This is a genomic window from Streptomyces cinerochromogenes, assembly GCF_014648635.1.
GTDB classification, from domain to species: Bacteria; Actinomycetota; Actinomycetes; order Streptomycetales; family Streptomycetaceae; genus Streptomyces; species Streptomyces cinerochromogenes.
The window spans coordinates 55,637-80,403 of the sequence record NZ_BMRM01000029.1 but is presented as its reverse complement, the minus strand read 5'-3'; the positions used below and the strand labels follow the sequence as shown (position 1 = coordinate 80,403).

Genomic DNA, 24,767 nt, shown 5'->3' with positions numbered 1-24,767 from the left:
CGACGTGGGCGTCCGCTCCCTCCAGGAACACGCGGAACACCTCACCGCAGCCCGCGACCAGTCCTGCGATCAGCCCCGCGATCATTCCTGACAGCGCACAACGCCGAGGGGGGACACCGGAGTCGGTGTCCCCCCTCGGCGTGTGGGCCGGTGCCGGTCAGCTGGTGACGGCCGGGCCCGAGGTGTCGAAGGCCAGGGTGACGGCGAGGGCGCCGAGGACCGTGCCCATCATGTAGCGCTGCACCTTCAGCCAGGAGGGGCGGCGGGAGAGGAAGACGGCGATGGTGCCGGCGGCGAGCACGATGGTCAGGTTGACCGCGATGCTGACCACGATCTGGAACGAACCGAGGATGATGCCCTGGAGCAGGATGTGGCCCCGGTCGAGGTCGATGAACTGGGGGATCAGGGACAGGTACATGATGGCGATCTTCGGGTTGAGCAGGTTCGTCATCAGGCCCATGGTGAACAGCTTGCGCGGCGAGTCGTGCGGCACGTCCTGCGGGTCGAAGACGGAGATGCCGCCCGGTTTCAGGGCGTTCCAGGCCAGGTAGGCGAGGTAGGCGGCACCCGCCAGCTTGACCGCGACGTACAGCTCGGGCACGGCGAGGAAGACGACCGACAGGCCCAGGTTCGCGGCGAGCAGGTACATCATGAAGCCCAGGGCCACACCGCCGAGGGAGATGATCCCGGCGCGCCTTCCCTGGGTGATGCTGCGGGAGACGAGATAGATCATGTTGGGGCCGGGGGTGAGCACCATGCCGAGTGCCACCACCGAGACGCCGAGGATTCCGCTCAGTTCAACCATGAAAACCCCTCATTCGTAGGTGCGTTGCGCCGTCGTTCTCCGCGTGCGCCGTGTCGGCGCCGGCGTCGTGCCCGGCCTCGGCGAGGTCGTGGACGATGTCGTGCAGGAGATGGCGGGTGAAGAAGTCGACGGTGAGCCGCGGATCGCCCAGGCGCGGGTCGTCGCGGTGCCAGTCGTCGGTGGTCAGCAGGGCCAGGCGGCGGGCCAGGGCTTCGGCGGCCCGCCCCAGCTCCTCCGCGACGTGCCGGGGTTCCTCGTCCCGGTAGTGGGGGGCGCTCTCGGGGTGGTCCGCCGATGCTCCGGGCATCGCACCGGGGGCCGGCGTCGGAGCAATCTCGGATTGCCCCAGGATTGCATCGAGTCGGGTGTGGAACAGCAGGCACATGTCCCGGACGTGGCAGCCGCATTCCAGGGGCGTCCAGGCGGGGACGCCCGTGCGCCGGCCGCCGAGGTCCGGGTCGCGGAGCGTCCCCTGCCAGGCGGCGGCGTACTCACGCAGCGCGTCGGCGATGGCGTCCTGCCTGATCAGCCGGGATCGGAAGCCGCACTGGCGGCAGTCGGGCAGGGGCGCGGGAGTGCGGCCGAGCGGTGACCGGGGCGGGGTCGTCGTCGTCTTCACTGAGCCCAGGACTCCCTTCCTGACCTCGGGGCAATGCCCGGAGCATAAGGCAGGGCAATAGCTCAATGCAACTGACCCATTGCACCGAGTGCAATGCTGTGGTTGGATGGAGGCGGCCCGGAGCGGACGAGGGGAGCACGAGGCGTGAAGGACTATCAGAGCGTCGCCGACGCGGTGGCCGAGGAGATCCGGTCCGGCGTCCTCCGGCCCGGCGACCGCCTCCCCCCGCAGCGCGAGTTCGCCCGGCAGCAGGGCATCGCCAACTCCACCGCCACCCGCGTGTACCAGGAGCTGGCCCGGCGCGGCCTGACCGTGGGCGAGGTGGGACGCGGCACGTTCGTGCGCGCGGTTCCCGCGGCGTCCGGTGCCGCCCTGCCCGCGCTGACCGAGCCGGCGGCCGGCCGGGTCGACCTGGAGCTGAACTACCCGGCCGTGCCCGAGCAGAGCGCGCTGCTCGCCGAAGGGCTCAGCGGGCTGCTGCGCCCCGACGCCCTCGGGTACGCCCTGCTGCCGGTCGGCACGTCCGGCCTGCCGGCCGTCCAGGAGTCCGCCGCCGACACCCTCGCCCGCGGCGGCTGGCGCCCCGCCCCCGCGCAGGTCCTCTTCGCGGGCAACGGACGGCAGGCCATCTCGGCCGTCATCACCGCCCTGGTGCCGCCCGGCGGGCGCCTCGGCGTCGAGGAGCTGACCTATCCGGTCATCAAGGCCGTGGCCGCCCGGCTCGCCATCACCCTCGTCCCGCTGGCCATGGACGACGACGGCCTGGTCCCGGAGGCGGTCGCGGAGGCCCACGCCGCGGCCCCGCTGCACGCCGTCTACGTCCAGCCGAGGCTGCACAACCCGCTCTCGCTGACGATGCCCGAGCGGCGCGTCGAACAGCTGGCGGAGGTCCTGCTGCGGCTCGGGATCCCGGCGGTCGAGGACGCCATCTGGGCGTTCCTGCGCGACGAACTGCCGCCGCTCGCGGCCTACGCTCCCGAGCGGACCGTGCTGATCGACAGCCTGTCCAAGCGCATCGCACCCGGCCTGACGCTCGGCTTCGCGGTGGCACCGCCGGCCCTGACGAGCGAGATCGCCGTCTCCCTGCGCTCGGGCGGCTGGTCCCCCATGCGGTTCGCGCTGGAGGCCGCCCACCGCTGGCAGCAGGACGGCACCGTGAAGAAGCTGGTGGCCGCCAAGCAGCGGGAAGCGGCCGTACGTCAGGAGATCGCGGGCCGGCACCTCGCCGGTTTCGCGGTGCGGAGCCATCCGCGCTCCTATCACTGCTGGTGGCAACTGCCCCGCCCGTGGCGGGCGGACACGTTCGTCGCGGCGGCGGCGCGGCACGGCATCGGGGTGGTGCCCGCCGCCGCGTTCACCGTGGGCGGCAGCCAGGCACCCAACGCCGTTCGCCTGGGCCTCGCCTCCCCGCAGCCGGAGGTCCTGTCGCAGGCGCTCGGCAAGCTGGTCGAACTCGCCCGGTCCGCCCCGGACGACCTCGTCACCGACTGACGCCGGCCCGCGCCGCACCGGCGGACAGGCCGGGCGGCGGGAACGTCCCCCCGTGAGGGAGGCACTCGTCCGGAAGGATGCCGTCGCGCAGGACGCTGTCGTACGCCTCCCGGTAGCGGCGTTCGAACTCCGCGAAGGCCTCCGCCTCGTCCGCCGTTCCGCGCAGGAACCCGTCGAGGGCCCGGGCGGCGAGTCCGGCGCCCCGGCACGCCAGGTGCGTCCCGAGGGACGGCAGCGACTGCGCCCCGACCGCGCACGCCGCGTCGCCGACGAGCAGCATCCCGCGGCGCCACAGCCGGTGGTCGGTGTACGACCAGTGCGGGCGCACCCGGACCCGGCCGGGGCCGCCGGCCGCCCGGGCGGCCCCCGTCAGGAGGTCCCTGACCGGCGGACACGCCTCGGCGAAGCCGGACAGCGCGCCCTCCGGATCCGCGCGCACCCGGTCCGCCAGGTCCGGCCGCACCACGGCGCCCACCTGGGTGAGCCCGTCGCCGGCCGGTGCGGTCCAGAACCAGCCGTTGCCGAACGGGAAGCGCCGGGGGCCCTCCGCCCGGCCGGTGTCCGCCCTGAAGCAGGCGTACACGGCCAGCCCGGACGAGCCGCGGGCGCCGGCGACATGACGGCGCAGCAGGCTGTCACCGCCCGAGGCGTCCACGACACAGCGGGCCCGCGCGGTGCGGGCCGGCGCCCCCTCCGGGAGGTGGCGCAGCCCGGCCACGCGCTCGCCCTCGATGACGACGTTGACCGCGGTGGACCGCTGCCGTACGACCCCGCCCGGGAGGACACCCGGACAGGGGTCACGCTCCAGCAGGAGCACCCGGTGCCCCCGGCCGGCCACCAGGGCCGCCGTGAGCATCCCGGCGGTGCCCGCGCCGGCGACCACGACGTCGTACGGCTCGCTGGACATACCTCTTTCCCTCCCGGGCACGTGCACAGTGAAAACTTCCACTCGGAGGCGAACTGCTGACACTCTTCCGGGAAAACCGCTCATCCCACCGAAAGAACTACGGAAAGCACCCCGAACCCCGGGACATCCCCCCGGAGACGGAACAGAGAATTCCCTCTCGACGAAATTCGGTCTGATTGGCTGAAATCAGCCCCAGGCCGAGTCGTCGTCCGTCGTGGCGATACCCACGACAACGGCGGTGCAGACGCGGCCGTACCGGGCAGTCTGGTACATCTTCGATACCTCGCCAGTGTGAGTAGTTCCATGTTTAGCAATATCCCGCGTGGCTGGCGGTGATGATCATTCGCGGCCCAGGCCAGGCCGAAAGTCCTGGCAAGAGCCCGCTCTACCGCGTCCCCCCACGTGATCAATGATGCTGACGTGCGGACCGGGAAGCGAGGGGGACAGGCGTCGGGATCACGCAACGCGCCAACACGAAGGTGGGACATATGTGCCAGGAAGAGGACATCGAGGAGAAGGACGACGGCCGAAAGCGCGCCGACGGAACATCGCCGGGCGTGTATTTCTGCGCTCAAGGACTGGAGCGTTACCGCGAAGCCCTCAATGACGGGACGATCTCGGGGGACGTTCCCGAATGCCTCATCGCTTACCGGCTGCTGCGCCCCGTTCCGGGCATCGCCGGACTGTACGTCCCGATCCCCCCGAAAGTCGCCGAGGCGGAACTCTCCCGCTCCGTGGTCCGAGAGATCGAACAGCACGAGAATACGCTGTCGTCACTGCGCTCGTCCTTCGTGGCCGCCCAGAGCCTCTACCACCGGGCCCAGCACGACACCGGGGTCCCCATCGAGTCCCTGAGGGGCGCCGACGTGATCAGCCAGTCCCTGCGGCTGGTCGTCGAGGCCTGCACGGAGGAACTGCTCACGGCACAGCCGGGCGGCGGCCGCTCCCCCGCCCTGCTCGCCGAGGCCCTGCCCCGCGACCTGGCGATCCTCCAGCGCGGCGTCACCCAGCGGACGCTCTACCAGCACAGCGTCCGCTCCCACCAGCCCACCCTCGCCTACATCGAGCGCGTGACGGCCGAAGGCGCCCAGGTCCGCACCGTGGACGAGGTGTTCGAGCGCCTCATCATCTGTGACCGCTCGGTGGCCTTCATCCCCGGCATCCCCGAACGCAAGAACGCGGCACTGGCCGTCCGGCACCCCGGCGCCGTCGCCTTCCTCGTCAAGGTCTTCGAGCACACCTGGGCGCGCGCCCGACCCGTCTCCATCGCACCCGAACAGCACCGCCCGGACCTGGTGACCGACTCGGTCCGCGCCGCCGTCCTCCGCATGGTCGTCACCGGCCACACCGACGAGGCGATCGCCGCCCGCCTGGGCATGAGTTCCCGTACGGTCTCCGCCCACATCAAGAAGGTCGCCGAGGCCCTGGGCAGCCGCAGCCGCGCCGAACTCGGCTACCTCATCTGCCAGCGCCGCCTGCTCGTCCTGGAGGAGCCGGTCGGTTCCGCCTGACGGGAGACGGGCGGCGGCGCCGGACCGCCCCGGCCGGGCGGCGGCACCGCTGAGGCACGGCCGCCCGGCCGGGGCGGGTGGCAGCCCCGCCGGACAACCCGGCGGGGCTTCGCCGTCCCCGTCGCCCCACGCGCTCCCGCACCGGTCTCACAGGCGCAGGTCGTGGATGCCGCCGTCGACGGCGAGGACCGTGCCGGTGGTGCCGGAGGCGTCGACGGCCAGATAGGCGATGGCCTCGCCGACCTCCGCGGGCCGCGCCAGACGCCCCAGCGGATGGCGGTCGTTCAGCGCGTCCCGCGCCGCCTCCGGGTCGGCGTTCAAGGCCAGCACCCGCTGGATCCAGGGGGTGTCGACGGCGCCGGGGGCCACGGCGTTGACACGGATGCCCTCCCGGACGTGGTCGGCGGCCATCGCCAGGGTCAGGGAGCGGACGGCGCCCTTGGAGGCGGAGTACAGGACGCGGTTCGGCACGCCCATCGAGGCGAAGACGGAGCAGGTGTTGACGATCGCGGCGGCCGGGGAGCGGCGCAGGTACGGCAGCGCGGCGCGGGCCAGGCGGACCATGCCGACGACGTTCACGTCCAGCACGCGGTGCCACTCCTCGTCCGCGTTGTCGGCGACCGTGCCCTGGGCGGCGATGCCGGCGTTGTTGACGACGACGTCGATGCGGCCGAAGCGCTCCACGGCCTCGGCCACGGCACCGCGCACGGAGGCGTCGTCGGTGACGTCGCAGGCGATCCCGACGGCGGGCGCGGCCACCTCGTCGGGTTTCAGGTCGAGGGCGGCGACCCGCACGCCCCGGGCGGTGAGCGCGGCCGCGGCGGCCGCCCCGATACCGGACGCGCCGCCGCTCACCACGGCCACGAGGGAATCGGACGTCTGCTGTACTGCGCTGTCGGTGACCACGGCCGGCGCCTCCTGGGAAACGGTCTGCGGATCGAGGAAGGGGGGAAGGGGGGAACCGGGACCTCGGCCGGTCCTCAGCGCGCGCCGCGTTCCAGGCGCTCCAGGAGCGGGTGGACCTCCGCGCCGGCGGCCCCCACCGCCCGCCGCGCCCACCAGGCCGCCGCGAGGTTGGACGTCAGCAGCGTGGTCCGGCCGGCCTCGCGGTCGAGTTCGGCGAGGGCGGCCAGCGTGCCCATGCCCGTGCCCGTGAAGAGGACGGCCCCGTCGTCGGGCAGGCCGGCGGCGCGTACCCGCTCCAGGAGGGTCCGGGTCGTCACCCGGTACGGATCGAACTCGTGGTCCTTCTCCTCCGGGTCCGGCACGGCCGGGGCGAGGACGACCCGGTCGACCGCGACTCCGGCCTCCTCCCAGAAGGAACGGGACGTCTCCGTCAGCCAGTCCCAGTAGGGGGAGACGAGCGTCAGGCGGGATATCCCGAAGTGCTCGCACACCGCGAGGATGGCCCGCGTCGTCGACTGCACGGGGTAGCCGAAGCGTTCCGACAGTTCGGCGACGAAAGCGCGGTCGCCCTCGGGTCCCAGCAGATAGTGCGAGGCGTTGCACGCCACCACGGCGGCGTCCAGACGCATACGGCCGAAGGTGCCGAGCGTGTCCGCGAGAACGTCGTTGTACCGCAGCATCGTTTCCTTCACGCCCATTCCGGGAGTCAGCGGGAAACGCGTGGTGTACACATTCAGCTCGGCGCCGACGAGACGGTTGAACTCCGGTTCTGCCAGCGGGTTTTCCGGCGGCACGACCAGCCCGAGGCGGGGCAGCGGGAAAATGTCCATGGCGGCACGTTAGTTGCTGCTCAGGGCATCGGCGGCGGTAATCCGGCGGACTTGACATTCCACCAGGGCAATCTTGCAACTCCGTCCCGTCTTGACACTCCTTGACAATCCACTACAGAGAATTGACGGGGCTGCTCTTACTCTTTCCCGCGGTGCGTTGGAAGGTGGTGGACCGTCACCCGCCTCACGAACGGAGTCGATCCATGTCCAGCGCCACCCTCACCGGCGCCTGCCCCGAGTGCGAGACCGATCTGACCGTCCCGCCGGTCGTCCAGGGCGAGACGCTCTCCTGCCCCGAGTGCATGCTGACCCTCCGCGTGGAGGACGTCACCGACGGCCGGCTGACCCTGGAGATGGTCGAGGTCCAGCTGCGCGACTGGGGGCAGTGACAGCATGTCCGACGCCCCGTCCGTATCCATGTCGGCGACCCTGGCCGCCGACGAGGCCCTGGACACCAGGCGCCGAGCCGGGGAACAGGTGCTGGCGATGGCGGGCGGGGAGATCGGTCTGCCCGTGCTGCCCGCACTGCGCCGGCGGCTCGCCGCCGCCGCGGACGAGAACGCGTACGGCCCCGTGTCCGGCAGCCGGGCGCTGCGCGCCGCGGCCGCCGGGTACTGGGGGCGGCGCGGCCTCGCCACCGATCCCGGGCTGGTCGTGGCCGGTCCGGGCAGCAAGCCGCTGCTGTTCGCGCTGCTGCTGGCCATCGGCGGGGACGTGGTCGTGCCGGTGCCCAGCTGGGTCAGCTACGCCGCCCAGGCCCGGCTCGCGGGCGCCCGTCCCGTCCCCGTGCCCATCGCCGCGGGCCGGGGCGGGGTGCCGGACCCGGAGCTGCTGCGCGCGGCCGTCACCGCGGCGCGCTCGGCGGGCAGGGATCCCCGGTGCGTGGTGGTGACCCTGCCGGACAACCCGACCGGGGCCGTCGCCCCGCCCGACACGGTGCGGCGTCTGGCGGCCGTGGCCCGGGAACTCGACCTCGTCGTCGTCTCCGACGAGATCTACTGCGACCTCGTCTACGACACCTCGCTCCCCGTCGAGTCCCCGGCCCGGCACGCCCCGGAGCGCACCGTCGTCACCACCGGGCTCACCAAGAACCTGGCCGTCGGCGGCTGGCGCACCGGTGTGGCCCGGCTCCCCGACAGCGGGCCGGGGCGCTTGCTGCACGGCCGTCTCGTCTCGGTCGCCAGCCAGATCTGGTCGAGCCCTCCGGCGCCGGTGCAGGCCGCGGCCGCGTACGCCTTCGGCGAGCCGCCGGAGATCACCGAACGTGTCGCCGCGAGCCGACGGCTGCACGAGAGCGTGGTGCGCGCGGTCGCCGGCCGGCTCACCGACGCGGGCGCGCTCCTCGGCCCGGTCCGCGCGACCTGTTACCTGTACCCGGACTTCGAACCGCTGCGGGACCGGCTGGCCCGGATCCACGACGTGCACGGCGGTGCGGACCTGGTCCGGTTCCTGGTCGAGCGGCACGGCGTCGGGGTGCTCCCGGCGAGCGCGTTCGGGGAGCCCGGCGACCCGTTGCGGATCCGGGTCGCGACCAGCCGTCTGTACGGCGAGGACGACGAGCGGCGCACCGCCGCGCTCATGGCGCCGGACCCGCTCGAACTGCCCTGGATCCACCGGAACCTGGAGCAGTTCGGCGCCGCACTGGCCGATCTCACCGGCGCCCGCACCGCGCGGCCCTGATCCGTTCCCGCCCCGGGAGGACCCTTCCACGCCGGGCTCGCCCCTCACCTCGAAGGCACCCACCATGACAAGCGCCGAGCCGACCACCGGCACCGCCACCCCAGTCCCCGCACCCGGGCAGACGCCCGCGGCGCAGCAGAAGCTGCCGATGGCCGCGCTGCTCGCGCTGGCCGTCGCGGTGTTCATCACCAGTCTCACCGAGACCCTGCCCGCCGGGCTGCTGCCCGACATGAGTTCCAGCCTGCACACCAGCGAGTCGGCCACCGGGCAGACGGTGACCGTCTACGCGCTGGGGACGGTGCTCACCGCGATCCCGCTGTCCGCGGCCACCGCGGGCTGGCCCCGCAAGCGGCTGCTGCTGACCGCCATGGCCGGTTTCGCCGTCGCCAACACCGTGACCGCCCTGTCGGCGAACTACCCGCTCACCCTGGCCGCCCGGTTCGTCGCCGGTGTCGCCGCCGGCCTGGCGTGGGCCCTGCTGGCCGGCTACGCCCGCCGTATGGTCGCCCCGCACCAGGAGGGCCGCGCCATCGCGATCGCCATGGCCGGGATCCCCGTCGCCCTGTCCCTGGGCGTGCCGGCCGGGACGTTCGTGGGGCGGGTGGTCTCCTGGCAGGCCGCCTTCCTCGCGATGACCGCCCTGACCGTGGTGCTGCTCGGGTGGATCACGGCCGCCGCACCCGACCACCCCGGTCAGCCGGCCGGCGGCAAGATCCCCATGCGCAGCACCCTGCGCGTGCCGGGCGTCGCCGCGGTGCTGACCGTCACCCTGGTCTTCGTCCTGGCCCACACCCTCCTGTACGCCTACATCGCCACCTTCCTCGACGACATCGGCATGGGCGACCGGGCGGACGCGGTCCTGCTCGTCTTCGGCGTCGCCTGCCTGGTCAGCATCTGGGTCGTCGGCGCGGGCATCCACCGCCACCTGCGCACCCTGACCATCGTGAGCACCCTGCTGGTCGGCGTCGCCGTCGCCGTCATGGGCGCCTTCTCCGGGACCGACGCCCTGGTCTACGTCGCCGCCGCCCTGTGGGGGCTCGGCTGGGGCGGGGTGCCCACCCTGCTGCAGACCGCGGGCGGCCAGGCGGGCGGGGAGGCGGCCGAGGCGGCCCAGGCCATGCTGGTCACCCTGTGGAACGTCGCGATGGCCGGCGGCGGCATCGCCGGCGGCCTCCTGCTGGACGCCGTGGGAGCGGACGCCTTCCCCTGGACGGTGCTGGTCCTCCTGGTCCCGGTCCTCGCGATCGTGCTCGCCTCCCGTACCCACGGGTTCCCGGCCCCCCACTCATCCGCCCACTCCTGAGGAGACCCTGACAGCCATGTCCATCATCTTCGAGTGCGAGTACCAGGGCCGGCGGTACGCGGGCCACGGCCTGCCGGTGCCCGGCAGCCCCCTCACCCTGTACCCGGTGGCCGACGGCCAGTTGCAGGCCGCGCTCGTCACCGGCGACGGCCCCGGGGACCTGCTGTCCGCCGTGGCCGGGCAGAGCGGGCGGATCGAGGTGGAACCGGGCGGCGCCGGCCTGAGGTTCCTCCCGCCGCTGCTGCCCACCGCCTCCAACAACGCCCTGATCAACGGCTTCATGGGCACGCACCGCTCCAAGTTCGACCGGGCCCCGGAACCGGACGAGGAGTTCACCGCCCCGAACTACTACATCAAGGGCTTCGGTTCCTGGCTGAGGATGCCCGACGAGCCGCTCACCACCCCGGCCGACCCCGTCTGGCTGCTGGAGGAACCCGAGGTCGTCCTGGTGTACGCCAACGACGAGGAGGGAGTCCCGCACTACGCCGGCTACACCTTCGGCAACGACCTGAACGACATCGGCCTGCACCTGAAGAACCCGTGGGCGTGGACGCCGTACGCCAAGCTGTGCGAGACCTCGATCACGCCGTGGCTGTTCCTCGGCACCCCGCCCGAGAAGGTGACCGGCAGCGTCACCATCGAGCGTGACGGCGCCCGGGCCTGGCAGGGCGGCTTCTCGTGCGGCGCCGACTCCCTCTTCCACCGGATCCCGGACATGGCGGAGTACCTGTTCTCGTACCCGGCGCTGCGCCGGCCCGGCCTGGTCAACTACCTGTTCCTCGGCGCGGACAAGGCCACCTACCACGACGGCTTCCGGATCGAGAACGGCGACCGGATGGTCATCGACGTGTCCAGCCACGGCGTGGTCCTGGCGAACGAGGTCCGGTACGGGGCCGCCGCCCCGAGGTAGCCGGGACGGATCCCTCAGGCGCTCGGGCCGGGGTGTGCGGGTTCGCTTCCCCCGCACACCCCGGCCCGGGCCTTTTCTCATGACGGACCGCGCACACGTGCGCGACGACGAAGGGACACCGACGATGGCCTACGGCCTGTCCGTTCTCGACCTGGTGGCGGTCGGAGAGGGCCACACCCCGCGGGAGGCGCTGCGGACCTCCGCGCTCCTCGCCCGGCTGGCCGAAGCCCGCGGTTTCCGGCGCTACTGGGTCGCCGAGCACCACTCGATGCCCGGCATAGCCAGCAGCAGCCCCGCGGTGATCCTGGCGTACCTCGCCGCGCAGACCGACCGGATCCGGCTGGGTTCCGGGGGCGTGATGCTGCCCCACCACGCCCCTCTGGTCGTCGCCGAGCAGTTCCACACCCTGGAGGCGATGGCCCCCGGGCGGGTGGACCTGGGACTCGGGCGCGCCCCGGGCACCGACCAGGTGACCGCGCGGGCACTGCGGCGGACCGACGGGCCGGCGACGGGCGACTCCTTCCCGGCCGACGTCGCCGAACTCATGGCCTTCCTCGACGACGACTTCCCCGAAGGGCACCCGTACCGCCGCCGCGTGCACGCGGTACCCGGCCCGGTCCAGGGGGACTCGGTGGGGCGGCCCGCCGTGTGGCTGCTCGGCTCCTCCGGGTTCAGCGCCCGGCTGGCCGGACTGCTGGGGCTGCCCTTCGCCTTCGCGCACCACTTCGCCGCCCGCAACACCCTCCCCGCGCTGGAGCTGTACCGGCAGTCGTTCCGCCCCTCCCCCGCGCTGGCCGAGCCCTACACCGTCGTGGGCGTCTTCGCGTTCGCCGCGGAGACCGAGGAGCAGGCCCGGGACCAGGCGCGCACCGGGGCCCTGACCACGGTGCGGTTCCGCAGCGGACGCCCGGGGCTCGTGCCCACCCCCGCGGAGGCCAGGTCCCACGTGTTCACCGCGAACGAGCAGGAGATCCTCGCCGGCTGGCTGGAGAACGCCGTCCACGGCACACCGGACTCGGTGCGGGACCAGCTGGACACGCTGGCGAAGTACACGGACGCCGACGAACTCATGCTCGCCTCCAACGCGCACGGCCTGGAGGAGCGGCTCATGTCGCTGTCCCTGATCGCCGACAGCTACGGACTTCCCCACGCGGGCCCCTGGCCGGCGTAGGACGCCGTGGCCACGCGAGAGCACGGCGGCACCGCCCGAGGGCAGTGCCGCCGCGCTGTGCGGGGCGGGCCGGGTCAGGTTCCGGCGAGGCGCCGCCTGAGCTCCGCCTTCTTCACCTTGCCGGTGAGGGTCTTGGGCAGGGCCTCGACCAGTTCCAGCCGGTCCGGCAGGAAGCGGGGGTCCTGCCCGCGGTCGAGCAGGTGCTCCCGGACCTCCCGGAGCGCGGGCCGGACCCCGCCGCGGGGCACGACGAAGGCCACCAGGGGGTCGTCCGTCCGCCCGGTGGGCCCGACCAGCGTCGCCTCGGCGATCCTCGGGTGGGCGCAGAGGATCGCCTCCAGCTCGGCCATCGGGACGACGATCCCGTCCCGCAGGACGGCGTCCTTCGCCCGGCCCAGGACGCGGATGCCGCCACGGCCGTCCTCCCGCGCCACATCGCCGGTGTCGAACCAGCCGTCCGCGGTCAGTTCCGCGTCGAAGGCGCGCTGGTTGCGGTAGTAGCCGAGCGCCTGGGAGGCGCCGCGCACCCGCAGCCGGCCCACCGGGGCCCGCCGGCCGGGGTCGTCGCACCGGTCGATGCGGATCTCCATGGCGTCGATCGCCCGGCCGTGGCTGTGCGCGGACCAGTCCTGGTCGTAGTCGAGCCGGCTGATGGTGATCGGGCCGAACTCCGACATGCCCCACACCGAGTACGTGGCGGTGTCGAACGTGTCGCGCAACTCGTCCACCAGCTCCTGGAGCACCGGTTGGGCCCCGGTGACGGTGTAGCGGAGGCTGGCCACGTCGTGCCGGTCGGCGCGCTGGGCCGCCGCCACACCGAGGAGCGTGGGCGGCGGACCGTACAGCAGGGTGGCCCGGTACCGCTCCGCCAGGTCCAGCAGGCTGGTGTGGTTCCTGCCGTCCTGGAAGGCGATCGTCCCGCCGAGCATCACGCCCGCGAGGATGCCCTGGCCGAAGCCGGAGTAGTGCACCAGCGGCGTGGTGACGACGGCCACCAGGTCGTCGCGGAGCAGGAAGGTGTCCACGTAGCCGCGCACGCCCGAGTGCACGGTGTTCTGGCTGTGGACGACTCCCTTGGAGAAGCCGGTCGTACCGGAGGTGAACAGCACCACGAACGGCTCGTCGGGGCCGAGCGCGCGGCCCTCCAGGTCGCCCATGTGCGTGTCCTCCCAGGGCACCGCCACGAAGCGCTCGTGGAAGTCGAGGGTGCCCTCGGGAGCCTGGCCGCCGACCACGGCGACCCGCTCCAGCGGCAGTTCGTCGCGGAGCGCGGCGATGTTCCGGGCGAGCGGGTGTCCGTCCCACTCGGCGACCGTGACGCACAGCCGGGCCCCGGTGAGTTCGAGGCGGTGGCGCAGTTCCTCGCCCTGGCACTCCGGCGCGATGGGACAGATGACGGCGCCGACGGCCATGCACGCGTACATCAGCGGCACCATCTCCCACCGGTTGGGCAGCTGGACCGCGACGACGTCCCCCCGCCGGACGTCGAGTTCGAGCAGCGCTCCGGCGAACCGGTCGGTGAGGAGGGCGAGTTCGGCGTAGTCGAGGGTGTCGGTACGCGCCTCGCCCAGGCGGCGCCCGGCGACGGCCAGCTTCCGCGGCCGTGTCCGGGCCTGCCGCCGCAGGTCGTCGAGGAACGTCTCGTCCCTCCACCAGCCGCGCGACCGGTACTCGGCCGCGCGGTCCGTGGCCGGCGCCGGGGCCGGCGCCGGTATGTGTGCGGGGGGAACGATCGTCGTCATCGCAGTTCTCCGCGTCGCACCGCGAGCAGCTCCGGCAGCGGGTCGCCGGCGCGTCCGGCGGCGATCTCCAGCAGGGCCCGGGTGTTGTCCCGTACCCGGTCGCCGATCCAGTCGAAGACCCACGCCTTGCGCGCCTCGGCCGCCAGCTCGAAGGGCACGACCCGGGTGACGGCGAGGGCCGCCGCGCCGGCGCCGCCGATGTTGGCGATGACGCCCGGCACCAGGGTGGCGCCGGCCGCCCGGGCCTTCTCCCGCCCCTCGGCGTCGGAGGCGAGGTTGGCGCCCTCGACCACCAGGCCGGCGCGCAGCCGGTGCGCGTTCCCGGCGTTCAGGGCGTGCTTCTGGGCGGCGAGGACCAGCAGGTCGGCGTCGACGTCGAGCCAGGCGTCGGGGCCGCTGGAGAGGGTGACGTGCTCGGGCAGGCGGGAGCGGTCGATCAGCCCGAACTCGTCGGTGACGGCGATCAGGTCGGCCACCGGCAGCCGGTCGGCGCTGATGGTGCCCTGTGCGTCCGCGACGCCCACGACGACGTGGCCGCGGTCCTCCAGGAACCGGGCGACCGCCCGGCCCACCGCGCCGAAGCCCTGCACCACGACCCGGGCGGGTCCGGTACGGCCGCTCGCCTCCAGGGCGGTGACGGCGGCGACGCCGACGCCGTGCCCGGTGACGTCGATGAGCGGCTCGTAGTAGGTGCGCCAGTCGATCGGCATGTCCGGGGCGCCCAGCCGGTAGCGCGGGTCGTAGCCCGCCTCGTCGAAGAAGACGGCCCGGTCGGCGGGGGTGACGCCCATGTCGATGCCGAGGTGGATGCCGCCGTGCAGCAGCGGCTTGACGGTGCGTCCGAAGGTGCGGAAGGTCTCCTCGCGGTTGCTGCCGTCGGAGACGATGCCGCCCTTGGCGCCGCCGATGCGCAGGCCCGCGAGGGTGAACTTCTGGGTCATGTCGCGGGCGAGGCCGGCCACCTCCTCCCGGGTCACCCCGGGGGTCATCCGGACGCCGCCCATCGCGAGGCCGTCGACCAGGGTGTCGATCACGACCCAGCTCCTGAGGGTGCCGCCGCTGCCGTTCAGGTGCACGACGAGCGCGGGATCCCGCGTGGTGGTGTCGTCGAGGCTCATGTGCCGAGTACTCCCATCGGTTCGTGAGGTGCGTTCACTGGTAGAGCTGTGCGAAGCCCCGCAGGATCTCCAGGCCGTCGCTGCGGAACTCAAGGTGCGCCTGGGAGCCGTAGATCCGGCCGTCGTCGGAGCGCAGGAACTCCACGGGCGCGTGCTCGGAGCGGCCGATGGAGCGGAAGCCCTCCGGGGCCTGCTCCAGGTAGAGGGTGTGCCGGTGGAAGACCGTCACCGTGGGCTTCACATGGCTGAAGAGGGGTTCTTCCTTGTCGACCTGGACCTCGTAGCCGCCGACCCGCTGGGGGCCCTCGGCCAGCTGTCCGCCGTTCGCGACCGCGAGGATCTGCATGCCGCCGCAGATCCCGAACACGGGGACGTCGGCGTTCATGACGAGGTCCACGAGCGGCTTGTAGTACTCCTGGTCGTAGGCCCGTACCTTGGTGCCGCTCAGGACGATCGCCTGGTAGCGGCCGTCGAGCCGGGCGGGCACGGAGGCCGCGTCGACGGTGTCGGTGTCCGAGCCCAGCGCTTCGAAGCGGCCGCGGAGCTGTTTCAGGGACAGGGTGCGGTTGTTGACGACCAGCACACGGGTTTTCGCCACGGTGGTGCTCCTCAGGTTCGGGTGATGACGGTGCCGGTGCGGGCGGCGAGCAGGTCCGTGACCGGTGCGCTGCCGATGACGACCCGTTCCACGCCCCGGTCCAGGGCCTCGCCCGCGGCCCGCAGCTTCTTGCGCATGCCTCCGGTGGCCCCCTTGTCGCGGAACGCGGCCGCCGCCTCGGCGGTGATCTCGGACACCGGCTCGCCGTCGATCAGCAGGTGGGCGACGTCGGTGACGAGGATCAGGTCGGTGGCACCGGTGGCCCCGGCGATGGCGGCCGCGGCCCGGTCGGCGTCGGTGTTCACCTCCTGGCCCGCCTCGTTCCGGGCCAGCGGCGTGACCAGGCAGGCGTCTCCGGGCCGCAGCCCGGTCAGCGGCGCCGGGTCGACGCCGGTGATCGGGCCGACCAGGTTCTCCAGCTCGACCAGCTGCTTGTCCTTCCACCACCAGCGCTCGCCGGCGCCGGCCCGGACCAGGCCGTCGCTGCCGAGCAGCCGCCGGGCGGTGATGCCGCGCTGTTCGAGCCGCTTCAGCACCTCCCGGCCCAGCTCGGCGCTGACGGTCCTGATGTCCTCGATGACCTCGGGGGTGGTCCAGCGGCTCTGGTTGCCGTAGCGGTCGCGCAGGACCGCGGAGGGCTCGCTGTAGCGGGGGCTGAGCTGCTTCAGCGGCTTGGACCAGCCGTGCACGAGGACCAGCGGCCGCTCCTGTCCGTGCCCCGCGAGGTCGTCCCACCAGCCGCCGTCGAGGTCGGCCAGGCAGCTGCCGCCGAGCTTGACCACGGTCGGGGGGTGCTGTGCCGGTGTCGCGTTCATGCGGGCATCACCGGCTGCATGGTCAGGCCCGTGTCCTCGGGCAGGCGGAAGCGCTTGTTCACTGCCTGGACGGCCTGGCCGGCGGCGCCCTTGACCAGGTTGTCGAGGGCGGCGAGGACGACGATCCGGCCGCCGTCCGGGTCGTGCAGGGCGGTGACGTCGCAGTAGTTGGAGCCGAGCACGGCCTGCGGGTCGGGCACCGGGATCAGCGTCTCGTTGTGCCGGCGGACCCGGACGAACCGGTGCTCCTTGTAGAACCTGAGGTAGGCGCGCTGGAGTTCCCGCTGGTCCACCCGCTCGTCGGGGTACACGTAGCAGCTGGCCAGCAGTCCGCGCACATGCGACACCCCGTACGCCGACATGGCCAGGGAGCCGACGCTGCCGGGCTTGCTGCGCTGCAGGAAGTCGCTGACCTCGGCGGCGTGCCGGTGGCCGGTGGGGGCGTACGGTGCGATGGCGCCGTTGCGCAGCGGGTGCAGGTCCGGGACGCGCATCTGCAGACCGCCGCCGCTGGAACCGCTCTTGCCGTCGATCACCACGGTCCGCAGGTTCAGCCCGAGCCCTAGAGTGAGCGGGGCGAGTCCCAGGGTGATGGCGGTGGCGTAGCAGCCGGGCACCGAGATCAGGGCGGCGTCCACCAGCTGGTCGCCGACCAGTTCCGGCACCCCGTACACGAAGCGGTCGGCCAGCCCGGTGGTCCGCTCGGCCTTCGGGTACCAGCGTTCGTGCAGCTCCGGGGTGCGGATCCGGAAGGCGCCGCTGAGGTCGGCCACGCAGGGGACGCGGTCGGCGAGTTCCGCGGCGAGCCGGGCGGAGACCGGGGCGGGCGTGGCGAGGAACACCACGTCGCACCGCTCGGCCACCCGGTCGGCCGTGACGGGCTCGACGGTCAGGCCCAGGTCGAGACGGAGCCCCGGGTGCAGCTCGGCCGGCCGCCGGCCCGCGCTGGAGTCGCCGCCCAGGAAGGTCAGTTCCATCTCGGGGTGCTGGGTGACCAGCCTGATGAGTTCGCCGCCGGCGAGCCCGGAGGCGCCGACGATTCCCACACGGATCATTCGAGTGTCTCCTGGACGTGACGGACCACGACCGACGCGATGTCGACCCCGGTCGTGGAGGCCACTCCCCGCCAGGCGGGGGCGTGGTTGACCTCGTTGACGAGATAGCCGGCCGGGGTCTTGAACAGGTCGACCCCGTAGATGCCGCTGCCGAGCCGGTCCACGACGCCGTCCACGATCTTCTGCACGTCGGGGTCGTGGGCGAGGGCCCGGCTCTGGTTGCCGAGGGCCGCGTTGCTGCGCCAGTCGGCGCCCGCGCTCTCGAACTCCGCGGCGGCGACGATCTCCCGGCCGACGACCAGGCAGCGGATCGAGCCGCCGCCCAGGTAGGGCTCCACCAGGCAGGCCTGCTCGAAGGCGTGGCCGAGGTCCTCGACGTAGTCGTAGACGGACTGCGCCAGGTCGGCGTCGCGGACCAGGGTCACCCGCTTGCCCATCCCGCCGTAGACCGGCTTGAGCACGACCGGCACGCCCAGCTCGTCCAGTGCCTTCTCGAAGTCCTTGCGGGACAGGGCGAGCCGGAAGTCCGGCACCGGGACACCGGCCTCGCGCAGGACGGCGCGCAGGACGAGCTTGTTCTCGCAGGAGTGGATCGCGGAGGCGGAGTTGAGGACGCGGAAGCCGTCGGCCTCGGCGAGGGTGGCGATCAGGCCGCCCCGGGTGTAGCTGCGGCTGCGCACCATGAGCGCGTCGTAGCCCTTGACGGAGAGGGCGTCGCGGTGGCCGGCGCACAGGGACTCGTCGTTGACCCAGTCGATCCGCAGGCCGAAGTCCTGGGCGGTCTCGATCAGCCGGCGTTCCTCCCAGCCGACCCGGTCCGCGACGATGGCGACTCGGTTGGCCATGTCACTGGCCCCAGTCGCGGAGCTGGACCTCGACCATCTGGAGGGTCAGCCGGCCGCCGTCGATGCCCTCGATGCGCAGGGTCAGCATGCACTCGGGGCAGGACAGCGTCTCGCCCTCGACCATCTCGGGCACGGTCAGGTCGGTCTCGCACTCGGGGCACGAGCCGGTGAGAACAGCGGTGCTCATCGCAGAACTCCGTTCACGGTGAGGGGTGAAGGGTGAGGGGGCGGGAGAAGGGAGAGAGGGTTCGTGCGGTCGCGGCGCGGGACGCGCTCAGGCGGCCTGGAAGTCGATGGCGGCCTTGCGGACCGCCTCCTGGTCCAGCACGGGGGCGCCGTTGCTCTCCTGCCGCCGGACGAGCCAGGCGGTGAAGGCTTCGGCGTCGACGTCGATGTCCGAGCCGGCCAGTGCCCACGTGACGAGGGCGGGGGTGAGGCGGGTGCGGACCCGCAGCTCCCGGGTGTTGCCGACGAGTTCGGCCGGCAGCGTCTCGTACGCCTCCGGGTGGCTCAGCTGGCCCGGCAGCTCGTAGGCGAAGGCGTGCGGCGTCGTCGGGCCGGACTGGAAGGCGCTGCCGAGACCGGCTCCCCTGAGGGCCGCCCGGGACAGCTCCGTGAGGTGGGTCAGGTCGAAGCGGGTGTCGCCGTGGACGACGCGCAGCGAGGTGAGCAGCTCGGCCAGGGGGGCGTTGCCGCCGCGCTCGCCGATGCCGCCGACGGTGGCCGAGATCCACTGGGCTCCCGCGCGGACGGCGGCGAGGGAGTTGGCGACGGCCATGCCGAGCATGTTGTGGGAGTGGATCTCGATCTCGGAGCCGTCGATGGCGGTGAGGTCGGAGATCACCTCCTCCATCTGCCAGGGCGAGAGGTAGGCGACGGTCTCGGCGAGCCGGAACCGGTCGGCTCCGGCCTCGAAGCCCGCGGTGACGTAGGGCACGAGCCGGCCCTTGGGGGTGCGGGCGCCGTCCTCACCGCTGAACGTGACGTGGAAGCCGCGCTCCTTGGCCTGCTCGATCGCCGAACGCGCCAGCACGTGGAGGAACTTGGCGCTGGGCGAGCCGAGTTTCAGCTTGGCGTGCTGCTCGGAGGTGGGGATGGAGTACATGATGTGCCGCACGCCCAGGCGCTCGGCCTCGTCCAGGGCCTTCTTGACCTGCTCGCGGTCGCGCACCACCACGAGGGTCATGCTGCGCTCGGGGCCGATCGTCTCGTGCGTGGCGAGGACCAGGTCGGCGTCCTTGGAGTTCGGGCCGGAGACCATGCCGACCTCGACCAGGTCGACACCGGTCCTCACCAACAGCTCGGAGATGACCGTGGCGTCCTTCGGACCGAATTCGACGCCTCCCATGTGGGCGGAGTCGCGCAGGGTCGCGTCGGACAGACGGGGCGGCTGCGGAAGGCTGTCCTCGTTCTCTGATTCAGCCATTGCGTTCCCTCCTTTTCCAGAGCCTGCTTCCTTTTCGACACGGAACATGCTGCGCGCCCCCGTGCAAAGAAGCGGTGGCCGCTCTGTCAGAGCTGTGTCAAGGGCTGTCAGGGAATGTCAGGCCCGCCAAGAAGTGCGAATGATTCTCGGAAACGGACCATTCCGGGAACCGCTTGTTGTTTTCCTTTGAATGAAAACCGCTCCCGCCGGCTGGGCCGGCGGGAGCGGTTTCGGGGCCGTCGTACGGGGACGGGGTCCGTCAGGCGGTGTATCCGCCGTCCACGGCGAGGGCGGTACCGGTGATGTAGCGGCCGGCCGGGCCCGCCAGGTAGGCCACCGCGGCGGCGATGTCCTCGGCCTCGCCGTAGCGGCCCAGGGCGGTGAGGGAGGCCTGCCACTCGGCGGAGTCACCGTCGGCCGGGTTCATGTCGGTGTCGATCGGGCCCGGGTCCACGACGGTGGCGGTGATCCCGCGCGGCCCCAGCTCCCGGGCGAGGCCCTTGGTCAGGCCGACGAGCGCGGTCTTGGCCATCGCCTGGAGGACGAAGTTCCCGGCGGGGACCCTGCCGTTGAAGCAGGAGCCGATGCTGATGATCCGGCCGCCGTCGCCCATGTGCCGGGCGGCGGCCTGGGAGGCCAGGAACACCGACCGGACGTCGGCGGCGAGCACCTTGTCGAGGTACTCGGTGGTCACCTCGTCCAGCGGGCCGTAGGCGAGGAAGCCCGCGTTGTTCACCAGGATGTCGATGCCGCCCAGCTCGCGCACCGTCTGCTCCACGGCCTCGGCCGCGTCGTTCGGCCGGGTCAGGTCGGCCCGGACGACCGCGGCCCTGCCGCCGTTCTCCTCGATGCTCTTGGCGACCCCGCGGGCCTGGTCCTCCGCCTGCACGTAGGTCAGCGCGACCGCGGCACCCGCGTCGGCCAGCCGCTTCGCCACCGCCGCGCCGATACCGCGGCTGCCGCCGGTCACCAACGCCACTTTGCCGGTCAGGTCACTCATGGGACTTCCTCCGTAGACGGCTCGATGTTCGTCGCACCGCTACGCTAGAAGTTGACACCGGTGTGAGATTCAAGTCCTCCACGACGGCAAGGGGCCGGAAGATGCGGATCGGTGAACTGGCCAGGCGCAGCGGGGTGAGCGAGCGGTCGCTGCGCTACTACGAGGCCCAGGGGCTGCTCACCGCCGAACGGACCCCCGGCGGCCACCGCGACTACGGCGAGTGGGCCGTCGACCGGGTCGTCCGCATCCAGGCGCTCTACGCCGCCGGACTGAACAGCAAGAAGATCGCCCAGCTGCTGCCGTGCATGCGCGACGGCGACGGCACACCGAGCGCGAGCGCGACCCCCCGGCTCGTGGACGAGCTGACCGCGGAACGCGACCGGCTCGACCGGATGATCGCCGACCTGGTCCGCTCCCGCGACGTCCTGGACGGCATCATCAGCACCGCCTCGGAAGGCCTGGGCGCCGCCGCGCTGTCCGGCACAGGCGGCGGCTGACCTCCCGGGGCGGTTCAGGCCGCCTTGTCCGCCAGTGCGGCCAGGGCGGTGCGGGCGTGGTGCTCCGCCTCGGCGGGGCCCAGCCACGCACCGCGCTCGAACGCCTCGGTGAAGGCCCGCCCGCCCAGGACGCCCTGGGCCGCCGCGGTGATCCGGTCGGCGTCACCGCGTTCCGCGGGGGGCAGGGGTGCGCCCACGCTGCGGCGCGCGGCGTGGGCGGCGCCGAGGAGCAGGGCCGCGCAGGTGGCGCCGGAGCGGTGCCCGCACAGCGCGGCCGTGCCGGCGAGGCCCTCCAGGGAGAGGGCGAGGGCGCGCGGCTCGTCCAGCCGGCGGGCGATGCGCAGACCGCGCAGGTGGTGGGCGGCGGACCGGGCGGCGTCGCCGCGGAGTTCGGCGATGAACCCGAGCTCGGCGTGGAGCAGATGGTCACCGGCCGGTGAGGAGACGTCGGCGTGGGCGTCGCGGATGCGCAGCAGGTGCGCCTCGGCCGCGTCGATGTCCCCGGAGCGCCGCGCGCCGAGCGCCAGGCCCATGTCCGCGTGGATCTCGCCGTACTTGTAGCCCTGTTCGACGGCGATACGGCGGGCCTGCTCATGCAGTTCGCGGGCGCGGTCGAAGTCCTGGGCGAGCAGGGCGAGCCGGCCGAGCCCGGACAGCCGGGCCGACACCTCGGCCTCCAGGCTCAGCTCCCGGGCGATCTGGAGCCCCTCGTGCTGGCGGTGCGCCGCCTGTGCGTACTCCCCCTTGATCTCGGCGAGCGCGGCGAGCGGTGAGACGGTCTGCAGTTCGCCCCAGCGGTCGCCCAGCTCGCGGAAGAGGGCGCGGCTGCGCCGTCCGTCGCGGGCCAGGCCGTCCAGGTCCCCGCGGACCAGGGCGAGCGCCGCCCGCAGGCCCAGCGCCGCGGCGATGCCCCACTGCTCGTCCGCGGCCTCGAAGTGCAGGAGCGCGCGGGTGTTCAGCGCACGGCTGCCGTCCAGGTCGCCGACGCTGAACCTGCCGTAGGCGTTCAGCCACAGCGCCCGGGCGCGGCGCACGGGGTCGGGTACGGCGTCGGCGCAGCAGGTCACCGTGCGCTCCCCGGTCAGCAGCACGAACCCGGAGTGCAGCAGGGCGAGTTCCGGGTCGCAGTGGCCGGCGGTGGCCGCGAGGACGGCGGCCAGGGCGCGGCGACCCTCGGTGAGCCGGCCGCGCAGCAGCCACCACCAGGACAGGGCGGTGGCGAGCCGGACGGCCTCCTCGCTGCGCCCGTCGGCGGCCCGTCGCACCGCCTCGTCGAGGGCGGCGCGCAGGTTGCACGCCTCGGTGTCCAGGCGGGCGAGCCAGTCCCGCTGCCCGGGACCGCGCAGCCGGTGCTCGGCGCGTTCGGCGAGCGCGAGGTAGTGGTGCAGGTGGCGTTCGCGGGCCGCGGCCTCGTCGGCGGTCTCGTGCAACCGCTCGGTGGCGTAGGCGGCGACGGACTCCAGGAGGCGGTAGCGGGGGCCGGCGGGGCCGTCCGTGACGACCACGAGGGACTTCTCCACCAGCCGGGTGACGAGGTCGAGCACATCGGCGCCGGCCACGCCCTCCCCCGCGCACACCGCCTCCGCCGCGTCGAGGCCGCAGCCGTCGCGGTGCACGGCGAGACGGCTGAGGACGAGGCGTTCGGGCGGACTGAGCAGCTCCCAGCTCCAGTCGATCATCGCGCGCAGGGTCTGCTGGCGGGCCGGCGCGCCCCGCTGCCCGGAGGTCAGCACCCGGAACCGGTCGCCGAGGCGGGCGGCCAGCTCCCTCACGCCCAGGGCGCGCACCCGGGTCGCCGCCAGTTCCAGGGCGAGCGGGATGCCGTCCAGGCGGCGGCAGATCTCGGCCACGGCGGCGTGCTCGGGCCCTTCGCCCGCGCCGAGCCGGAAACCGGGCGCGCAGGCGGCGGCCCGCTCGGTGAACAGGCGTACGGCGTCCGGGGTGGGGAGCGGCTCGACCAGGAACACGGCCTCGCCGGCCAGGGCCAGCGGTTCCTGGCTGGTGGTGAGGATGCGCAGCTGCGGGGCGCTGCGCAGGAGCAGCGCGACCAGCTCGGCGGTGGCCGCGACGACGTGTTCGCAGTTGTCCAGCACCAGCAGGGTACGGCGGTCACGCAGGGCGGCGGTCAGCCGGTGCACGGGGGAGGCGGCCCCGGTGCCGGTGGCGGGCGGGGCGGAGGGGGCGTCGTCCCGGATGCCGAGGGTCGCGGCGACGAGGCCGGCGAGGTCGTCCGGGCCGGCACTGCGCACCCCCGCGAACTCCACGAACCAGGCCCCGTCGGGCAGCTCCCCGCCACCGGTCACCGCGTCGTGCGCGGCGGCCACGGCCAGGCGGGTCTTGCCGACCCCACCGGGCCCGGTGAGGGTCACGAGCCGCTGCCGCCCGAGCATCCGGGAGATCCGCCCGAGCGCCTCCTCCCGGCCGATGAGCGCGGTGAGGGGCACGGGAAGGGTGGCCGACGGGGCGGCGGCCCGCGGGACGTCGGGGTGCGCACCTGGGTGGGCGGAGGCGGGGGTCGTGGGAGCCGTGGGGGTCGTGCGCGTAGTGGGGGGCGTAGGCGTGGTGGGGATCGTAGGCGTCGTGGGGGTCGTAAGCGCCGCGGGGGTCGTAAGCGCCGTGGGGGTCGGCGGTGCCGGTCGGGCGGACGGGGAGGCGGTGGGCGCCACCGCGGCGTACGAGGAACCGGGGTGGGGCGGAGCCGTGGAGGGCAGCGTCGCGTCCAGGTCCGGGTCCTGGCGGAGCATGGCCTGGTGGAGGGCGCTCAGGGCGGGGGCGGGGCAGGCGCCCAGTTCGGTGGCGAGGCGGGTGCGCAGGTCCTCGTACGACGCGAGGGCCTCGCCCTGGTGGCCGGCCCGGTACAGCGCCCGCATCTGCACGGCCCGCAGCCGCTCCCGCAACGGGTGCTCGGTCACGAGCGCGGCCAGTTCGCCGGCGAGCAGCAGGTGGTCCCCCGCCGCCAGGCGTGCCTCGGCCCGCTCCTCCAGCACGGCCAGCCGCTGTTCCGCGAGGCACTCCCGGGCCGCGCGGACGAACCCCTCGTCGGCGAAGTCCGCGTACGCCGGCCCCCGCCACAGTCCGAGGGCCTCGGTGAGCAGGCCGGCCCGCCTCCGCGGGTCCGCGACGGAGCGTGCCTCGGCGACGAGCCGGCCGAAGCGGTCGGCGTCCACGTCGTCGGCGGGGCCGAGCCGCAGCCCGTACCCCGGCGGCTGCCGCAGCAGCCGTTCCCGGCCGAGCACCCGGCGCAGCTGCGAGACCTTGGCCTGCAGCGCGCCCGCCGGATTGCCGGGGAGACGGTCGCCCCACAGGTCGTCGATGAGCCGGTCCGCGGAGACGGGGCCGCCGTCGTGCGCGAGCAGATCCGCCAGCAGCGCCCGCACCTTGGTCTCGGGGACCTGAAGCTGCTCCCCGTCGTCGTCCCACACCGCGAGTGGTCCGAGCACCCCTAACCGCATGTGCACCACCGTACCCGTTCCGTAATGCGTCCGCTCGGTTCCGGTTCCGCCCTGGGCCCGATCCGTTCCGACACCGGCCCCGACCC

At 73.3% G+C, this 24,767-nt stretch carries 23 protein-coding genes; 8 read left to right on the top strand and 15 right to left on the bottom strand.

Going from position 1 to position 24,767, the window contains the following annotated elements; genetic code table 11:
* Positions 1–157: 157 nt before the first annotated feature.
* Both IEZ20_RS36685 and IEZ20_RS36680 read right to left on the bottom strand, forming a co-directional pair.
* Complete coding sequence (locus IEZ20_RS36685) at positions 158–805, bottom strand: LysE family translocator (RefSeq protein ID WP_189306941.1); 648 nt, start codon at positions 803–805, stop codon at positions 158–160.
* The gene (locus IEZ20_RS36680) at positions 798–1,424 is read right to left on the bottom strand and encodes a hypothetical protein (RefSeq protein ID WP_189306939.1); all 627 of its coding nucleotides are present in this window, start codon (positions 1,422–1,424) and stop codon (positions 798–800) included. Before IEZ20_RS36680 ends, IEZ20_RS36685 begins: the two co-directional genes overlap by 8 nt.
* Before the next feature lie 144 nt (positions 1,425–1,568).
* On the opposite strand from IEZ20_RS36680, the gene IEZ20_RS36675 reads away from it, so the two are divergent.
* On the top strand, positions 1,569–2,915 hold the full coding sequence (locus IEZ20_RS36675) for an aminotransferase-like domain-containing protein (protein ID WP_189306937.1): 1,347 nt from the start codon (positions 1,569–1,571) through the stop codon (positions 2,913–2,915).
* Here IEZ20_RS36675 and IEZ20_RS36670 read toward each other — a convergent pair.
* Positions 2,905–3,822, bottom strand: a complete 918-nt coding sequence (locus tag IEZ20_RS36670; protein ID WP_189306935.1) for an NAD(P)/FAD-dependent oxidoreductase — start codon at positions 3,820–3,822, stop codon at positions 2,905–2,907. The genes IEZ20_RS36675 and IEZ20_RS36670 overlap by 11 nt on opposite strands.
* A gap of 488 nt (positions 3,823–4,310) precedes the next feature.
* Between IEZ20_RS36670 and IEZ20_RS40520 the strand changes: the two genes are divergently transcribed.
* A complete protein-coding gene (locus IEZ20_RS40520) occupies positions 4,311–5,333 on the top strand; it encodes a helix-turn-helix transcriptional regulator (protein WP_189306933.1) in 1,023 nt (340 codons plus the stop codon).
* A gap of 147 nt (positions 5,334–5,480) precedes the next feature.
* On the opposite strand, the gene IEZ20_RS36660 is transcribed toward IEZ20_RS40520, so the two are convergent.
* Positions 5,481–6,239, bottom strand: coding sequence for an SDR family NAD(P)-dependent oxidoreductase (locus tag IEZ20_RS36660; protein ID WP_189306931.1), 759 nt, complete (start codon positions 6,237–6,239; stop codon positions 5,481–5,483).
* A 74-nt stretch (positions 6,240–6,313) separates the two neighbouring features.
* Positions 6,314–7,069 carry a maleate cis-trans isomerase family protein gene (locus IEZ20_RS36655; RefSeq protein ID WP_189306929.1) on the bottom strand — a complete coding sequence of 252 codons (756 nt, stop codon included), beginning with the start codon at positions 7,067–7,069 and terminating at the stop codon, positions 6,314–6,316.
* Between the two features lie 203 nt (positions 7,070–7,272).
* On the opposite strand from IEZ20_RS36655, the gene IEZ20_RS36650 reads away from it, so the two are divergent.
* From IEZ20_RS36650 to IEZ20_RS36630, 5 genes are all read left to right on the top strand, one after another.
* Positions 7,273–7,458 (top strand): lysine biosynthesis protein LysW, encoded by a 186-nt coding sequence (locus IEZ20_RS36650; RefSeq protein WP_189306927.1) that lies wholly within the window; start codon positions 7,273–7,275, stop codon positions 7,456–7,458.
* 4 nt (positions 7,459–7,462) lie between these two features.
* Complete coding sequence (locus tag IEZ20_RS36645) at positions 7,463–8,749, top strand: pyridoxal phosphate-dependent aminotransferase (RefSeq protein WP_229896448.1); 1,287 nt, start codon at positions 7,463–7,465, stop codon at positions 8,747–8,749.
* 64 nt (positions 8,750–8,813) lie between these two features.
* Positions 8,814–10,052, top strand: coding sequence for an MFS transporter (locus IEZ20_RS36640; protein WP_189306925.1), 1,239 nt, complete (start codon positions 8,814–8,816; stop codon positions 10,050–10,052).
* Between the two features lie 16 nt (positions 10,053–10,068).
* Positions 10,069–10,962, top strand: a complete 894-nt coding sequence (locus IEZ20_RS36635) for a fumarylacetoacetate (FAA) hydrolase (RefSeq protein ID WP_189306923.1) — start codon at positions 10,069–10,071, stop codon at positions 10,960–10,962.
* A gap of 79 nt (positions 10,963–11,041) precedes the next feature.
* Entirely contained in the window at positions 11,042–12,133 is a 1,092-nt protein-coding gene (locus IEZ20_RS36630) for an LLM class flavin-dependent oxidoreductase (protein ID WP_189306921.1), read from the top strand.
* Positions 12,134–12,207: 74 nt separating this feature from the next.
* Here IEZ20_RS36630 and IEZ20_RS36625 read toward each other — a convergent pair whose 3' ends face one another.
* The 9 genes from IEZ20_RS36625 to IEZ20_RS36585 all read right to left on the bottom strand — a co-directional run bounded on the left by IEZ20_RS36625 (position 12,208) and on the right by IEZ20_RS36585 (position 20,732).
* Positions 12,208–13,875 carry an AMP-binding protein gene (locus IEZ20_RS36625; protein ID WP_189306919.1) on the bottom strand — a complete coding sequence of 556 codons (1,668 nt, stop codon included), beginning with the start codon at positions 13,873–13,875 and terminating at the stop codon, positions 12,208–12,210.
* A complete protein-coding gene (locus tag IEZ20_RS36620) occupies positions 13,872–14,993 on the bottom strand; it encodes a Glu/Leu/Phe/Val dehydrogenase dimerization domain-containing protein (protein ID WP_189306917.1) in 1,122 nt (373 codons plus the stop codon). Before IEZ20_RS36620 ends, IEZ20_RS36625 begins: the two co-directional genes overlap by 4 nt.
* A gap of 34 nt (positions 14,994–15,027) precedes the next feature.
* Positions 15,028–15,591, bottom strand: coding sequence for a type 1 glutamine amidotransferase (locus IEZ20_RS36615; protein ID WP_189306915.1), 564 nt, complete (start codon positions 15,589–15,591; stop codon positions 15,028–15,030).
* An 11-nt stretch (positions 15,592–15,602) separates the two neighbouring features.
* Entirely contained in the window at positions 15,603–16,406 is an 804-nt protein-coding gene (locus IEZ20_RS36610; protein ID WP_189306913.1) for an amino acid kinase family protein, read from the bottom strand.
* Positions 16,403–17,461: an N-acetyl-gamma-glutamyl-phosphate reductase gene (gene argC, locus IEZ20_RS36605; protein WP_189306911.1), complete on the bottom strand. Its 1,059-nt coding sequence runs from the start codon at positions 17,459–17,461 to the stop codon at positions 16,403–16,405. The genes IEZ20_RS36610 and argC overlap by 4 nt, the downstream gene beginning before the upstream one ends.
* Positions 17,458–18,306, bottom strand: a complete 849-nt coding sequence (locus tag IEZ20_RS36600; RefSeq protein WP_189306909.1) for an ATP-grasp domain-containing protein — start codon at positions 18,304–18,306, stop codon at positions 17,458–17,460. Before IEZ20_RS36600 ends, argC begins: the two co-directional genes overlap by 4 nt.
* A 1-nt stretch (position 18,307) precedes the next feature.
* Positions 18,308–18,493: a lysine biosynthesis protein LysW gene (locus IEZ20_RS36595; RefSeq protein ID WP_189306907.1), complete on the bottom strand. Its 186-nt coding sequence runs from the start codon at positions 18,491–18,493 to the stop codon at positions 18,308–18,310.
* An 87-nt stretch (positions 18,494–18,580) separates the two neighbouring features.
* Positions 18,581–19,732 carry a hydroxymethylglutaryl-CoA lyase-like TIM-barrel protein gene (locus IEZ20_RS36590; RefSeq protein WP_189306905.1) on the bottom strand — a complete coding sequence of 384 codons (1,152 nt, stop codon included), beginning with the start codon at positions 19,730–19,732 and terminating at the stop codon, positions 18,581–18,583.
* Positions 19,733–19,991: 259 nt separating this feature from the next.
* Positions 19,992–20,732, bottom strand: a complete 741-nt coding sequence (locus tag IEZ20_RS36585; RefSeq protein ID WP_189306903.1) for an SDR family NAD(P)-dependent oxidoreductase — start codon at positions 20,730–20,732, stop codon at positions 19,992–19,994.
* Between the two features lie 101 nt (positions 20,733–20,833).
* Here IEZ20_RS36585 and IEZ20_RS36580 point away from each other — a divergent pair, with 101 nt between their 5' ends.
* Entirely contained in the window at positions 20,834–21,229 is a 396-nt protein-coding gene (locus IEZ20_RS36580) for a MerR family transcriptional regulator (RefSeq protein ID WP_189306901.1), read from the top strand.
* 14 nt (positions 21,230–21,243) lie between these two features.
* On the opposite strand, the gene IEZ20_RS36575 is transcribed toward IEZ20_RS36580, so the two are convergent.
* Entirely contained in the window at positions 21,244–24,681 is a 3,438-nt protein-coding gene (locus IEZ20_RS36575; protein ID WP_189306899.1) for an AfsR/SARP family transcriptional regulator, read from the bottom strand.
* Between the last annotated feature and the right edge of the window lie 86 nt (positions 24,682–24,767).